This window comes from Streptomyces zhaozhouensis (assembly GCF_900230195.1).
Lineage (GTDB): Bacteria > Actinomycetota > Actinomycetes > Streptomycetales > Streptomycetaceae > Streptomyces > Streptomyces zhaozhouensis.
This window is the reverse complement of record NZ_OCNE01000020.1, coordinates 52,345-64,669: the sequence shown is the minus strand read 5'-3', so window position 1 is coordinate 64,669 and position 12,325 is coordinate 52,345. Positions and strand designations below refer to the sequence as shown.

Here is a 12,325-nt window from a genome sequence, read left to right as displayed (position 1 = left end):
CGGCGTAGGCCCCGGGCCGGGGCTCACTCCGTGACGCCCACCGCGAACTGCGGCTTGATCGGGAGGCGGTTCACCGGCTGCCCGGTGGCCGCCCGCACCGCCGCCGCGACCGCCGCCGGCGAGACCACCAGCGGCGGCGCCCCGGCCGCCTTGGCGCCGAACGGCGCGACCACGTCGCGCTCCTCCACCAGCGCCACGACCTTCACCTCCGGCGCGTCCAGCGCCGTCGCCAGCTGGTAGCCGGTCAGGTCGGCGTGACGCACCTCACCCCTCACCACCCGCAGATGCTCGGTGAGCGCGGCGCCGATCCCCTGGGTGACCCCGGCCTCAATCCTGGTGCGCAACTGGCGCGGGTTGAGCACCCGCCCCACGTCCTGCGCCACCGCCATCTCGACGACCCGCACCGAGCCCAGCTCCACGTCCACGTCCACCACCGCGCGCACGGCGGCGAACGCCAGCCCCACGAAGGCGTCGCCCTGCCCGGCGGCGTCCAGCGGCTCCGTCGGGTGCGGGCGGCACTGCGCGGTGGCCCACAGCTCCTTGCCCTCCAGCGCCTCGACCACCGGCGTGGACAGCACCCCGTCGTAGGAGGTGATCCGGCCGTCCTCGATGTTCAACAGCTCGGCGGACATGCCGAAGTTGGCCGCCAGCGGCTGGAGCAGCTGGGTGCGCACCATCCGTGCCGCCCGCTCCACCGCCCCGGCCGAGACCCAGGTGTGCCGGCCGCGACCGCCGGGCCCGGCCGGCGGCTGGTCGGTGTCGACGGGCGCGACGACCACGTCGTCGATGCCCAGCACCTCCTGCACGACCTGCCGCGCCAGGGTCGCGAACCCCTGCCCGGTCTCCACGGCCGCGCACAGCACGGTGGCCGTGCTGTTCTCGACCCTGACCGTCGCCGTCGACACCTCGTCGGTGCCCTCGGCGCCCAGCATGTGCACCATGCCCAGCGCGTAGCCGACGCCGCGCCGCACGGCCGCCGGGTCACCGGCGCCGTCCGGGCCGCCGGGCAGCAGCCAGTCCTCGATCGGCCCGTCCTTGGGCAGCGAGGGCAACGGCGCCTCGCGCACCGCGGCCAGCAGCTCGGCGACCGGCGCGGGACAGGTGACCGCCTGCCCGGTGGGCAGCGAGTCGCCCGTGGCCAGCACGTTGCGGGCCCGCAACTCCGCCGGGTCCATGCCCAGTTGGGCGGCCAGCCGGTCCATCTGCCCCTCGTGCGCCGCGCACACCTGCATCGCGCCCTCGCCGCGCAGAAAGCCGGCGGGCGGGTTGTTGGTGCGCACCGCCCAGCCGTCGACGACCGCGTTGGGCACCACATAGGGCCCGGCGGCGAAGGAGACGGCGGCGGCCAGCGCCTCGGCCGAGTCGTCGGCGTACGCGCCGGCGTCCAGCACCAGTTGCGCCTCGACCTTCACCAGCCGCCCCTCGCGGTCGGCGTGGTGCCAGTACCGCAGCAGCGTCGGGTGGCGGTGGGCGTGGCCGAGGAACGACTCCTCGCGGGTCGCCGCCAGCTTCACCGGGCAGCCGGTACGGATCGCCAGCAGCGCCAGCGGCAGCTGGAACGACTGGTCCTCCCGGTCCCCCAACGAGCCGGGCACGCCGGTGACGTAGAGCTTCACCTGCTCCGCGGTCAGCCCCAGGCAGCCGGCCAGCCGGTCCCGGTCGGTGTGCGGGTCGGTGGCGGCGACATAGACCTCCACGCCGCCGTCCGGCCGGGGCACGGCCAGCCCCGACTCGGCGCCGATGGGCGCCGAGTCCTGGCGGCCGATCCGGTAGAAGCCCTCGACCACCACCTCGCCGGTGGCGTGGGGGTCGCCGTGGCGCAGCGGGATGTGCCGCACCACATTGCCGTCGGGGTGCAACGGCTCGGCCTCGAAGGCGCGTTGCGGGTTGGTGACCGCGTCAAGCGGCTCGTACTCGACGGCGATCGCCGCCGCCGCCAGCCGCGCGGTCTCCGGGTGGTCGGCGGCGACCGCCGCCAGCGGCTCGCCGTGGTAGCGCACCACGTCGGAGGCGAACGCCGGCCGGTCGGCGACCCGCCGCCCGAGCAGCCCGTCGCCCTCCAGGTCCTCGTGCGTCACCACGGCGCGCACCCCCGGCATGGCGGCGGCGTCGGTGGTGTCGATCGACCGGATCCTGGCGTGCGGGTGCGGCGAACGCAGCACCGCCGCCCACAGCAGGCCCTCGGCCCACAGGTCGGCGGTGTAGGGGAAGGTGCCCCTGGCCTTGCTCTGCGCCTCGGCGGGCGGCAGCGAGGTGCCGAGCCCGTGCGGCGTGGCGCGGGCGGGCTTCGGCCTGCTTCCGGTGGCCGTCGGCAGGGAGATGCTGGTGGCCGCGTCGGCCGGACCGTGGGCCTGCGCCATCACACTCCTCCTGCCTGTCCTGCCTGGGGAAAGCCGCCGGCGGTCGCCGCCGGGCCCGCCTGGTGCGGGATGCGGGGCACCACGGCCTCACCGCCGGCCGGCGGCTCGGCGCCGCCCGCGGGGCCCGCCGGTCCCTCGTTCCCGGCCGCGGCCTCCTCGGCGCGCGCCGCGCGCTCGGTGATGACCCGGTCCACCGCGTTGAGCACGCCCCGGTAGCCGCCGCAGCGGCAGAGGTTGCCGCAGAGCGCGCGCCTGGTCTCCAGCTCGGTGGGCGCGTGGTTGCCCTCCAGCAGGTCGTGCACCGTCATCGCCATGCCCGGCAGGCAGAAGCCGCACTGCACGTCGCAGCCGGCCAACGCCCGCTGCACGTCGGACGGTTCGCCGTCGGAGCCGAGCCCCTCGACCGTACGGATCTCGCTGCCGGCCGAGGTGGCGGCCGGCACCAGGCAGGCGGCGACCAGCCGGCCGTCGACCTGCACCGAGCAGGCCCCGCACTCGCCCTGCGAGCAGCCGTCCTTGGCGCCGGCCAGGCCGAGCCGCTCGCGCAGCACATAGAGCAGGGACTCCCCGATCCACGCGTCGGTCACCTGGCGTTCGACGCCGTTGACCCGCAACGCGTAGGAGACGCGCGGGTGTTCGCTGCTGCTGGCGACCGGCGTCGGCGCCTCGGGCGCGGCGTCCACGGGCGCGGCGTCCACGGGATCGGCCGGATGTGGCTCCCCGCCGGTCGGTGTCGGCCACGGCGAGGGCGTCGGCGCCTCAAGCGCGGGGCCCTCGGCGGGCCAGGCGTCCGGCTCGGCCTGGTGCGTCGCCCGCTCCTCTGGCCCCTCGCCGAGCGGGCGGCGCTCGGCGCGCCCCTCGAACGAGCCGGCGAGCGCGGCGGCGGCCCCCTGCCCCATGGCGCCCGCGGCGGGGGAACGCGCCTCCGACGGATCGAAGGTGCCGGTCGGGTCGAACGCCCCCGAGGGGTCGAACGTCCCCGCGACGTCGAGCGGCCCCGGCGGCACGCCGGGCTCCTCGCCGGGTGCCGCGAACGGCATCGTCCACTGGCCGGTGGCCGCCGGGTCGACGCTGGGCTGCGCCGTCGCCGGCGGCCCGCCCGACTCGATCACCGGCGGCTGGTAGCCCTGGCCGGGCGCGGCCAGCGGCTCGCTGCCGCCGAGGGCCGGCAGGCCGCCGGGCAGCTCCAGGAAGCCCGTGGCCTCGGCGTCGTACTCGTTGCCCCAGTTGGGCTGCGGGCCGGGCGCGTTCGGGTCTGGGGGGTGCTCGTTGCTCATCGGAGAGCCCTTCCGAGTCCGCGGCGGGCCAGTGCCGCCACGGTACGCCTCAGGTGCAGCACGGCGGGCGCGAGTTGGGCGGGTTCGCCGCCGTCCCCCGCCGGTCTCGGGTCGGGGATGCAGGCCATCCCCACATAGTCGCCGAAGGCGGCCAGCGCCTCGGGCGCCAGCCCCCGCTGGCCGTCCCAGTCCACCAGCGAGGCGACCCAGCGCTCCGCGTCCAGCGGCCGCAGCGGCATGGGCGCCACCGCGCCGACCGCGCACCGCACCTCGCGGCGCAGCGGGTCGAGCACCACGGCGACGGAGGCCAGCGCGCGCGAGGGGCCGGTGCGCGCGGTGGCCTTGAGGAACGTCTGGGGGGCGTGCAGCAGCGGAACCCGGACGTGGGCCAGCAGCTCGCCGGGGTTGAGCCGGTCCCGGCCGGCCAGCAGGTGGCTGACCGGGATCTGCCGCCCCTCACCGTCCGGCGCCGCGACCAGCAGCGTGGCCTCCAGCGCGGCGAGCACCGGCAGGGTGTCGCCTGAGGGGGCGGCGGAGATGATGTTGCCGCCGAGCGTGCCGGCGTTGCGGACCTGGGGCGGGCCCGCCGCGCGGGCGGCGGTGGCCAGCGCGGGGATGAGGGCCGAGAAGTCGGGGCGGCTCATCCGCGCGTGGGTCAGGCAGGCGCCCAGCAGCGCGTGACCGTCCTGGTACGCCCAGCCGCGCAGCTCAGCGAGCCGGCCGAGCCCCACAAGGGCGGCGGGCCGCAGCATCCCCGCGTTGACGCCGGCCATCAGGTCGGTGCCGCCGGCGACCGGCACGGCCGCCGGATTGTCGGCGAGCGCCGCCACCGCCTCGTCCAACGTGGCCGGTAGCGCGACGAGCTGGGCCCCCGGCGCGTGCGTGCTCAATCCTGCTGCCCCTTTCCGGTTGTCCCGGCTGCCGAGCCGTACGGTACGTGGTCCGGGCCCGGACGTGGCAACTCTGGCACATTTTTCGCCGCCGCAGCGGCGCGCCCCCGGACGGCCCGGGGCGCAACCGCCTTCGTGCCGGGGCACGTTGGGCGCACGCTCACACGATCAGGGCACGCACACGATCAGGGCACCGCTCGAACGCGGGTCGGCCACACCCCGGGCGCCGCACGGCGCGGACCGGCCGACCGGCCGGCCGGCCGGGGAGCGGGGCGTCACTTGTCGCCCTTGCCGCCCTTACCGTCCTTGCCGCCGCCGAACGAGCCCATGGACTCGTAGATCTCCTTGCAGGTCGGACAGACCGGGTACTTCTTGGGGTCGCGCCCCGGGACCCAGACCTTGCCGCAGAGCGCGACGACGGGGGTGCCGTCCATCGCGCTGGCCATGATCTTGTCCTTCTGGACATAGTGCGCGAACCGCTCGTGATCGCCGTCACCGTGCGTGGTCTGCGGGGTGGGCTCGACGATCGTGCCGGTGCCCGCTCCGCGCTCGGGCTCCTCAACAGTGCTCATGAGTACCTAGCCTAATTGAGCGAGGGGTCGTCCGGGTACGTGGCGAGCAGCGCCAGGTTGCCACGCTGGCGGCGCAGCACCGCCCGCCACAGCCGTTCCGGCTCCGGCTCGGAGACGTCGCCCGGCTCGGAGTCCACGACGTACCAGGCGCCCTCGTCCAGCTCGCGCTCCAGCTGCTCCGGCCCCCAGCCGGCGTAGCCGGCGAAGACGCGCAGCGAGCCCAGCTCGGCCGCCAGCACCTCGGGCGGCGCCTCCAGGTCGACCAGGCCGATCGAACCGTGCACCCTCCGCCACCCCAGAGGGCCCGTGCCGGGCACGACGGCCAGCGCCAGCGCCGCGTCCAGCGCGACCGGCCCGCCCTGGAAGACCACGCCGGGCTCCCCCGCCAGCGCCGCCCAGGGCTCCAGCACCTCCGAGACGTCGACCGGCGTCGGCCGGTTCAGCACCACGCCCAGTGCGCCGTCCCCGTCATGGTCCAGCAGGAGCACCACGGAACGGTCGAAGTTGGGGTCGGACAGCGCGGGGGTGGCCACCAGCAGCCGCCCCGTGAGCGAGGAGTCCTCGGACATGCGCCCATGATTCCCCATCCCCCACCGCGCACGGCAGTGGGCACCCGACCGCGCACGCCAGCCCCCACGAGGGGCGCGGGAAACCGCGCGACCAGCCGCCCACCGACAGTGAAGGGGCGCGGGGAACTGCGCGAGCGACCGACCACCGGGGCGAGGACGACAACCCACCCCGGCCGGCCAAGGCCGCAGTCGACCGCGACCCGGCCGGCGAGGCCACCGCGCCCCGCCGCACCCGCACGGCGCGCGTTCGGGCCATTACCATTCCGAGTGGTCCCCCCGCACCCGTTCGAACAGATCGCGAGTTCCATGACCGACGACGTACTCCTTGTCCACGGCGGCACCCCGATCGAGGGCGAGATTCGTGTTCGAGGGGCGAAGAACCTGGTCCCGAAGGCGATGGTGGCCGCCCTCCTCGGCAGCGCGCCGAGCCGGCTGCGGAACGTTCCGGAGATCCGCGACGTGCGGGTGGTGCGCGGCCTGCTCCAGCTGCACGGCGTGACCGTGCGCAGCGGGGAGGAGCCGGGTGAGCTCGTGCTCGACCCCTCGCACGTGGAGAGCGCCAACGTCGCCGACATCGACGCGCACGCCGGCTCCTCGCGCATCCCGATCCTGTTCTGCGGCCCGCTGCTGCACCGGCTCGGGCACGCGTTCATCCCCGGCCTCGGCGGCTGCGACATCGGCGGCCGGCCGGTGGACTTCCACTTCGACGTGCTGCGGCAGTTCGGCGCCACCATCGAGAAGCGCGCCGACGGCCAGTACCTGACCGCGCCGCAGCGGCTGCGCGGCTGCCGGATCAGGCTGCCCTACCCGTCGGTCGGCTCCACCGAGCAGGTGCTGCTGACGGCCGTGCTGGCCGAGGGGGTCACGGAGCTGACCAACGCGGCGGTCGAGCCGGAGATCGAGGACCTGATCTGTGTCCTCCAGAAGATGGGCGCGATCATCTCGCTCGACACCGACCGCACCATCAGGATCACCGGTGTCGACCAGCTCGGCGGCTACACCCACCGCGCGCTCCCGGACCGCCTGGAGGCCGCCTCCTGGGCGAGCGCGGCGCTGGCGACCAAGGGCAGCGTCTACGTCAGGGGCGCCAGCCAGCGCGAGATGCTGACGTTCCTCAACGTGTACCGCAAGGTGGGCGGCGCGTTCGAGGTGGACGAGACCGGCATCAGGTTCTGGCACCCGGGCGGCCCGTTGAACGCCATCGCGCTGGAGACGGACGTGCATCCCGGCTTCCAGACCGACTGGCAGCAGCCGCTGGTGGTGGCGCTCACCCAGGCGTCCGGGCTCTCCATCGTGCACGAGACGGTCTACGAGTCGCGGCTCGGCTTCACCAGCGCGCTCAACCAGATGGGCGCGCACATCCAGCTCTACCGCGAGTGCCTGGGCGGCACGCCCTGCCGCTTCGGGCAGCGGAACTTCCTGCACTCGGCCGTCGTCTCGGGGCCCACCACGCTCCAGGGCGGCGACCTGGTCATCCCCGACCTGCGGGGCGGTTTCTCCTATCTGATCGCCGCGTTGGCGGCGCACGGCACCTCGCGGGTGCACGGCATCGAGCTGATCAACCGGGGCTACGAGAACTTCCTCCAGAAGCTGGAGGAGTTGGGCGCCAAGGTCGAACGCCCCTGACCGGCCACGACGGGCCCGGATGGGCACGGGTGAGCGACGGGTGAACGAACATGCGTAAGGGGTGGCCCCATTGCGGGGCCACCCCTTCAGTCATCCTCAGCCGAGGGTCACTTGCCCTTGGCGGCTTCCTTCAGCTTGGTGCCGGCGGAGACCTTGACGCTGTACCCGGCCGGGATCTGGATGGGCTCGCCGGTCTGCGGGTTGCGCGCGGTGCGGGCGGCGCGGTGGGTGCGCTCGAAGGTCAGGAAACCGGGGATGGTGACCTTCTCGTCGCCCTTGGAGACGACCTCCCCCACGGTCTCGGCAAGGGCCGCCAGCACGGCGTCGGCGTCCTTCCGAGTCACCTCGGCGCGCTCGGACAGAGCGGCCACCAGCTCACTGCGGTTCATATTTCGTACTCCCAAGTTCATCTTGCCAATGAGGCGTGAGATCGAAGCCGATGCTGCCAGGACCCACTGACACTGCCAGGACCAGGGGTCCTCCCTGGCGCCCGGGTACGCATCCTGCCCTCACCAGTGGCGGGAAGGCCAATCCGAGGCCCCCGGTCGGACGCCGTGAAGCGCCCTGGTCCGCAGGTTGTGACATGCCCGAGGCCGTGCCTCCCGGTCACCCTAAGGGGCGGGCGGAGCGCGTTGGCAACCGACTCGCCGCCCCGCGCGCCGCCGCCGGGGCCGCTCGGGGTGAACGCGAGGGCCCGTGCGGGGCCCGTCGCACGGCCCCGAACGGGCGGGAAGGGGAAGGCCGGCCGGAGGTGAACGTCGCCGCCCTTCCCCGACCCCCCTGCGGCGGGGGCCAGTTGGGCTCGGGCCCGGTCCCGGGGGCGCGCCGGCACGCCGGCGCGCGCCGCTCAGCTCTCGCGTGCCGCCTCGCGCACCGCCTCGGCCACGGCGCCCGAGACCCGCTCGTTGAAGACGCTGGGCACGATGTAGTTGGCGTTCAACTCGTCCCCGCCGACGACGTCCGCCAGCGCCCGCGCGGCGGCCAGCATCATCTCGGTGCTGACGGAACGCGACTGCGCGTCCAGCAGGCCGCGGAACACCCCGGGGAAGACCAGCACGTTGTTGATCTGGTTCGGGAAGTCCGAGCGCCCGGTGGCCACCACGGCGGCCGTCTGGCGGGCGAGCGCCGGGTCCACCTCGGGGTCGGGGTTCGCCAGGGCGAAGACGATCGCGCCGTCGGCCATCGCGGCCACGTCGTCGCCGGTCAGCACGTCGGGCGCGGAGACCCCGACGAAGACGTCGGCGCCGGCGATCGCCTCGCCCAGCGTGCCGGTGACACCCTCCGGGTTGGTGTTGTCCGCGATCCAGCGCAGCGGCGAGTCGCCGTCGGCGTCCACCAGGTCGGGGCGGCCGGCGTGCACCACGCCGTGGATGTCGGCGACGACCGCGTGCTCGACGCCGGCCGCCAGCAGCAGCTTCAGGATGGCCGTCCCGGCGGCGCCGGCGCCGGACATCACCACCCGCACCTGGTCCAGCCGCTTGTCGACGACGCGCAGCGCGTTGTGCAACGCGGCGAGCACGACGATCGCCGTGCCGTGCTGGTCGTCGTGGAAGACGGGGATGTCCAGCGCCTCGCGCAGCCTGGCCTCGATCTCGAAGCAGCGGGGCGCGGAGATGTCCTCCAGGTTGATCCCGGCGAAGCCGGGGGCGATCGCCTTGACGATCTCCACGATGGCGTCCGGGTCCTGGGTGTCCAGGCACAGCGGCCAGGCGTCGATGCCGGCGAAGCGCTTGAAGAGCGCCGCCTTGCCCTCCATCACCGGCAGCGCGGCGTGCGGCCCGATGTTCCCCAGGCCGAGCACGGCGGAGCCGTCGGTGACCACCGCCACGCTGTTGCGCTTGATGGTCAACCGCCTGGCGTCCTCCGGGTGCGCGGCGATCTGGGTGCACACCCGGGCCACGCCCGGCGTGTAAATCATGGACAGGTCATCGCGGTTGCGAATCGGGTGCTTCGAGGTCATCTCGATCTTGCCGCCGAGATGCATCAGGAAGGTCCGGTCGGACACCTTGCCGAGCGCCACCCCGTCGATGCCGCGCAGCTTCTGCACGATCTCGTCCGCGTGGGCCGTGGAACTGGCCGCGATGGTGACGTCGATGCGCAGCTTCTCGTGGCCGGACGCCGTGACGTCCAGACCCGTGACGGAGCCGCCCGAGGACTCCACCACCGTGGTCAGCGCGCTGACGGCCGTACCACTGGCCGGCACCTCCAGCCTGATGGTCATCGAATACGAGACACTGGGCGCCGTTGCCATGGCCGAACTTCCTTCACATTCCTCAATGCCCCTCCGTCCGCGCCTGGCGGCGAAGGGCGGCCGCCGAGCGGACCGCTGTCACCTTACGAGAGGCCGTCGCCGGCCCGGAAGCCGGGACCGGCCGAGGGCCCGACGGTAACAGCGGGGTGGAAGGCGCGGAAGTCACGCCGGGACGCGGGCGTGAACAGGGGGAGAAGAAGAGGGGCGCCGACCCGCCAGCTCGCCTCGCGGCAAGTGGTCGCTCGTAGCGACAATGGTTGGGCCCGGGGGCATGGAACGGGCCGACGCCACTTCCAGGCTACCGCACTGAGCCCGGGGGTCAACCGGGCTCAGTGCGCAGGTCAGCGCGGTGTCCCCGACACCGCGGCGGCGTCGGGCCCGGCCGCGTCCGCGTCCGTCCCGGCCCGCAACGCCTCGGGGACGCCGGCCTCGTCGGGGGCGTCCCCGGGCCCGGAGAGCACCGTCAGCCGCTGGGTGGAACGGGTCAGCGCGACGTAGAGCACCCGGGCGCCGGCCGGCGACTCGTCGGCGATCCGCGCCGGCGCGACCACCAGCGTCGCGTCGTACTCCAGGCCCTTGGCCTCCAGGCTGCCGAGCACCACGAGCCGGTCGTCGGCGCCGGCCAGCCAGGAGCGGGCGGTGGCCCGCAGCCCCATCGCGACCACGACGCCGACCGTTCCCGAGACCTCCGACAGCAGCCGCTCCGCCTCGGCGCGCACCGCGTCCGGCAGCGCCTCCTCCGTCCCGGCCACCGCGTAGCGCGGCAGCACCCCGGTGGAGCGGACCGCGCGCGGCGGCCTGGCGCCGGGCATCGCGCGGGCCAGCACGCCGTCGGCAACGCGCGCGATCTCCGCCGGGTTGCGGTAGTTGACGGTCAGCTCGAAGCGCCGCACCGAGCGGCCGCCGAGCGCCGCCCGCCGCTCGGCGGCCGCCTCCTCCGGCGCCGTCCACGAGCTCTGCGCCGGGTCGCCCACCACCGTCCAACTGGCCTGCCTGCCGCGGCGTCCCACCATCCGCCACTGCATGGGCGTCAGGTCCTGCGCCTCGTCGACGATCACATGCGTGTAGTCGAAGCGCTCCTCGTCGCGCTCCCCGCGCTCGCCCCGCTCGGCCCGGCGCTCCTGCCGTTCCGCGTAGGTCGTCAGCTCGGCGACTCCGGCGAGCGCGTCCAGCTCGTCCAGGCCGCCGCCCGGGGCGGGGCGCGCCGGCTTCGGGGGCGCGCCGAGCAGCGCGCGCAACTCGTCGAGCAGCGCCACGTCGTGGGCCGAGAGCCCACGCCCGTCGGGGGTGACCCGGCGCAGCGAACGGGCCAGCAGCCGGATCTCGCGCGGCCGCAGCAGCCGGCGGGCCTGGCGGGCCAGGCGCCGCTCGTCGGCCATGGTCAACAGCGCCTGGAGCGGCGTGCGTTCCGGCCACCAGGCGGCCAGGAACTCCCGGAAGGTGTCCTCGTCGCCGATGTCCTCGAAGAACGCGTCCCTGGCCTCGGCGGCGAGCTCCGGGTCGGGGTAGCGGGCGGCGGCCCCGGAACGTTCCCACAGCGCGTCGAGCAGCAGCCGGCGGGCGCGCGGGCGCAGCAGGTTGACGGGGGCGGTGCCGCCGAGCACCTGGCGGCGGACGCGCGCCAGCGCGTCGGCGTCCAGCTCGACGCGGCGGCCGAACGCCACGACGCGCAGCCGGTCGGGGGCGTCGTCGGCCTCGGTCGCCTCCCGCGCCACCCGGGGCAGCAGCCGCGCCATGGCGGCCGAGCCCTTGACCGCGGCCACCGGCTGCTCGTCGTAGGCGTCGGCCTCGAACCCGTCGACCAGGGAGCCGAGCGCGCGGATCGCGACCTGGCCCTCCTCGCCGAGCGAGGGCAGCACGCCCTCGGTGTACGAGACGAGCAGCGGGGTGGGGCTGACCACCAGGATCCCGCCGGCGTAGCGGCGCCTGTCCTGGTAGAGCAGATAGGCGGCGCGGTGCAGGGCGACCGCCGTCTTGCCGGTGCCGGGACCGCCGCTGACCTCGGTGACCTTGCCGGCGGGCGCGCGGATGACCTCGTCCTGCTCGGCCTGGATGGAGGCGACGATGTCGGTCATCCGGTGGCCGCGCTCCCTGCCGAGCGCGGCCAGCAGCGCGCCGTCGCCGACGACCGGCAGCTCCCGGCCGGCGAGCGAGGCGCGCAGCCCCGGGCGCAGCAGGTCGTCCTCGACGCCGAGCACCCGCCGCCCCCGGCTGCGGATCACCCGGCGGCGCACCACGCGCCCCGGGCGCAGCGGGGTGGCCCGGTAGAACGGGGCGGCGGCCGGTGCCCGCCAGTCGATGACCAGCGGCACGTAGTCGGCGTCCAGCACCCCGAGCCGGCCGATGTGCAGGGTCTCGGCGATGTCGGCGACCTGGCCGTCCGGCTCCTCGCGCACGGCGTCGTCGGCCGGCTCGACGGAGGTCGAGGCGCCGTCCGGTCCGCGTTCGCCGTCCTTGCCGGCGAGCAGGTCGATGCGGCCGAAGAGGAAGTCCTCGAACTCGCGGTTGAGCCGGGAGAGATGGAGTCCGGCCTGGAAGACCTGGGCGTCCCGCTCGGCGAGCGCGCCGGGCGTGCCGACCTGGCCGCGCCTGGCGGCGTCCGCCATCAGGTACTCCGCCTCGTGGATCTTCTCGGTCAGCCGTCCGTAGACGGCGTCCAGATGCCGTTGCTCGTCCCGGATCTCCCGGTCTCGCACGTCCAACGCCTCGGCCCCCTTCTGCTGCTGTGGCAGGGCGGCCGTCAACCGTACGCGAAGTCGGGACCACCGGCAGCCACCGCG

The 12,325-nt window shown here is 74.9% G+C and carries 9 protein-coding genes; 1 reads left to right on the top strand and 8 read right to left on the bottom strand.

All coding sequences use genetic code 11. The annotated features are described in order from the left end of the window. Nucleotides 1-23 precede the first annotated feature (23 nt). From CRP51_RS23290 to CRP51_RS23270, 5 genes are all read right to left on the bottom strand, one after another. The gene (locus tag CRP51_RS23290) at nt 24-2,360 is read right to left on the bottom strand and encodes a xanthine dehydrogenase family protein molybdopterin-binding subunit (protein ID WP_097233279.1); all 2,337 of its coding nucleotides are present in this window, start codon (nt 2,358-2,360) and stop codon (nt 24-26) included. Continuing rightward, nucleotides 2,360-3,637 (bottom strand): (2Fe-2S)-binding protein, encoded by a 1,278-nt coding sequence (locus CRP51_RS30270; protein WP_097233278.1) that lies wholly within the window; start codon nt 3,635-3,637, stop codon nt 2,360-2,362. The genes CRP51_RS23290 and CRP51_RS30270 overlap by 1 nt, the downstream gene beginning before the upstream one ends. Further along, nucleotides 3,634-4,527 (bottom strand): FAD binding domain-containing protein, encoded by an 894-nt coding sequence (locus tag CRP51_RS23280; protein WP_097233277.1) that lies wholly within the window; start codon nt 4,525-4,527, stop codon nt 3,634-3,636. The genes CRP51_RS30270 and CRP51_RS23280 overlap by 4 nt, the downstream gene beginning before the upstream one ends. Before the next feature lie 275 nt (nt 4,528-4,802). Continuing rightward, the gene (locus tag CRP51_RS23275) at nt 4,803-5,099 is read right to left on the bottom strand and encodes a DUF3039 domain-containing protein (RefSeq protein WP_097233276.1); all 297 of its coding nucleotides are present in this window, start codon (nt 5,097-5,099) and stop codon (nt 4,803-4,805) included. Between the two features lie 11 nt (nt 5,100-5,110). Continuing rightward, nucleotides 5,111-5,668 carry a YqgE/AlgH family protein gene (locus CRP51_RS23270; protein WP_097233275.1) on the bottom strand — a complete coding sequence of 186 codons (558 nt, stop codon included), beginning with the start codon at nt 5,666-5,668 and terminating at the stop codon, nt 5,111-5,113. A gap of 306 nt (nt 5,669-5,974) precedes the next feature. Here CRP51_RS23270 and murA point away from each other — a divergent pair, with 306 nt between their 5' ends. Beyond that, nucleotides 5,975-7,294 carry a UDP-N-acetylglucosamine 1-carboxyvinyltransferase gene (gene murA, locus CRP51_RS23265; protein ID WP_097233274.1) on the top strand — a complete coding sequence of 440 codons (1,320 nt, stop codon included), beginning with the start codon at nt 5,975-5,977 and terminating at the stop codon, nt 7,292-7,294. 107 nt (nt 7,295-7,401) lie between these two features. Here the strand turns inward: murA and CRP51_RS23260 are convergent, their stop codons facing one another. The 3 genes from CRP51_RS23260 to CRP51_RS23245 all read right to left on the bottom strand — a co-directional run bounded on the left by CRP51_RS23260 (nt 7,402) and on the right by CRP51_RS23245 (nt 12,247). Next, entirely contained in the window at nt 7,402-7,683 is a 282-nt protein-coding gene (locus CRP51_RS23260; RefSeq protein ID WP_097233273.1) for an HU family DNA-binding protein, read from the bottom strand. Nucleotides 7,684-8,141: 458 nt separating this feature from the next. Next, a complete protein-coding gene (locus tag CRP51_RS23250) occupies nt 8,142-9,545 on the bottom strand; it encodes an NAD-dependent malic enzyme (protein WP_097233271.1) in 1,404 nt (467 codons plus the stop codon). Nucleotides 9,546-9,886: 341 nt separating this feature from the next. After that, nucleotides 9,887-12,247 (bottom strand): HelD family protein, encoded by a 2,361-nt coding sequence (locus tag CRP51_RS23245; protein ID WP_107500856.1) that lies wholly within the window; start codon nt 12,245-12,247, stop codon nt 9,887-9,889. Nucleotides 12,248-12,325: the final 78 nt, after the last annotated feature.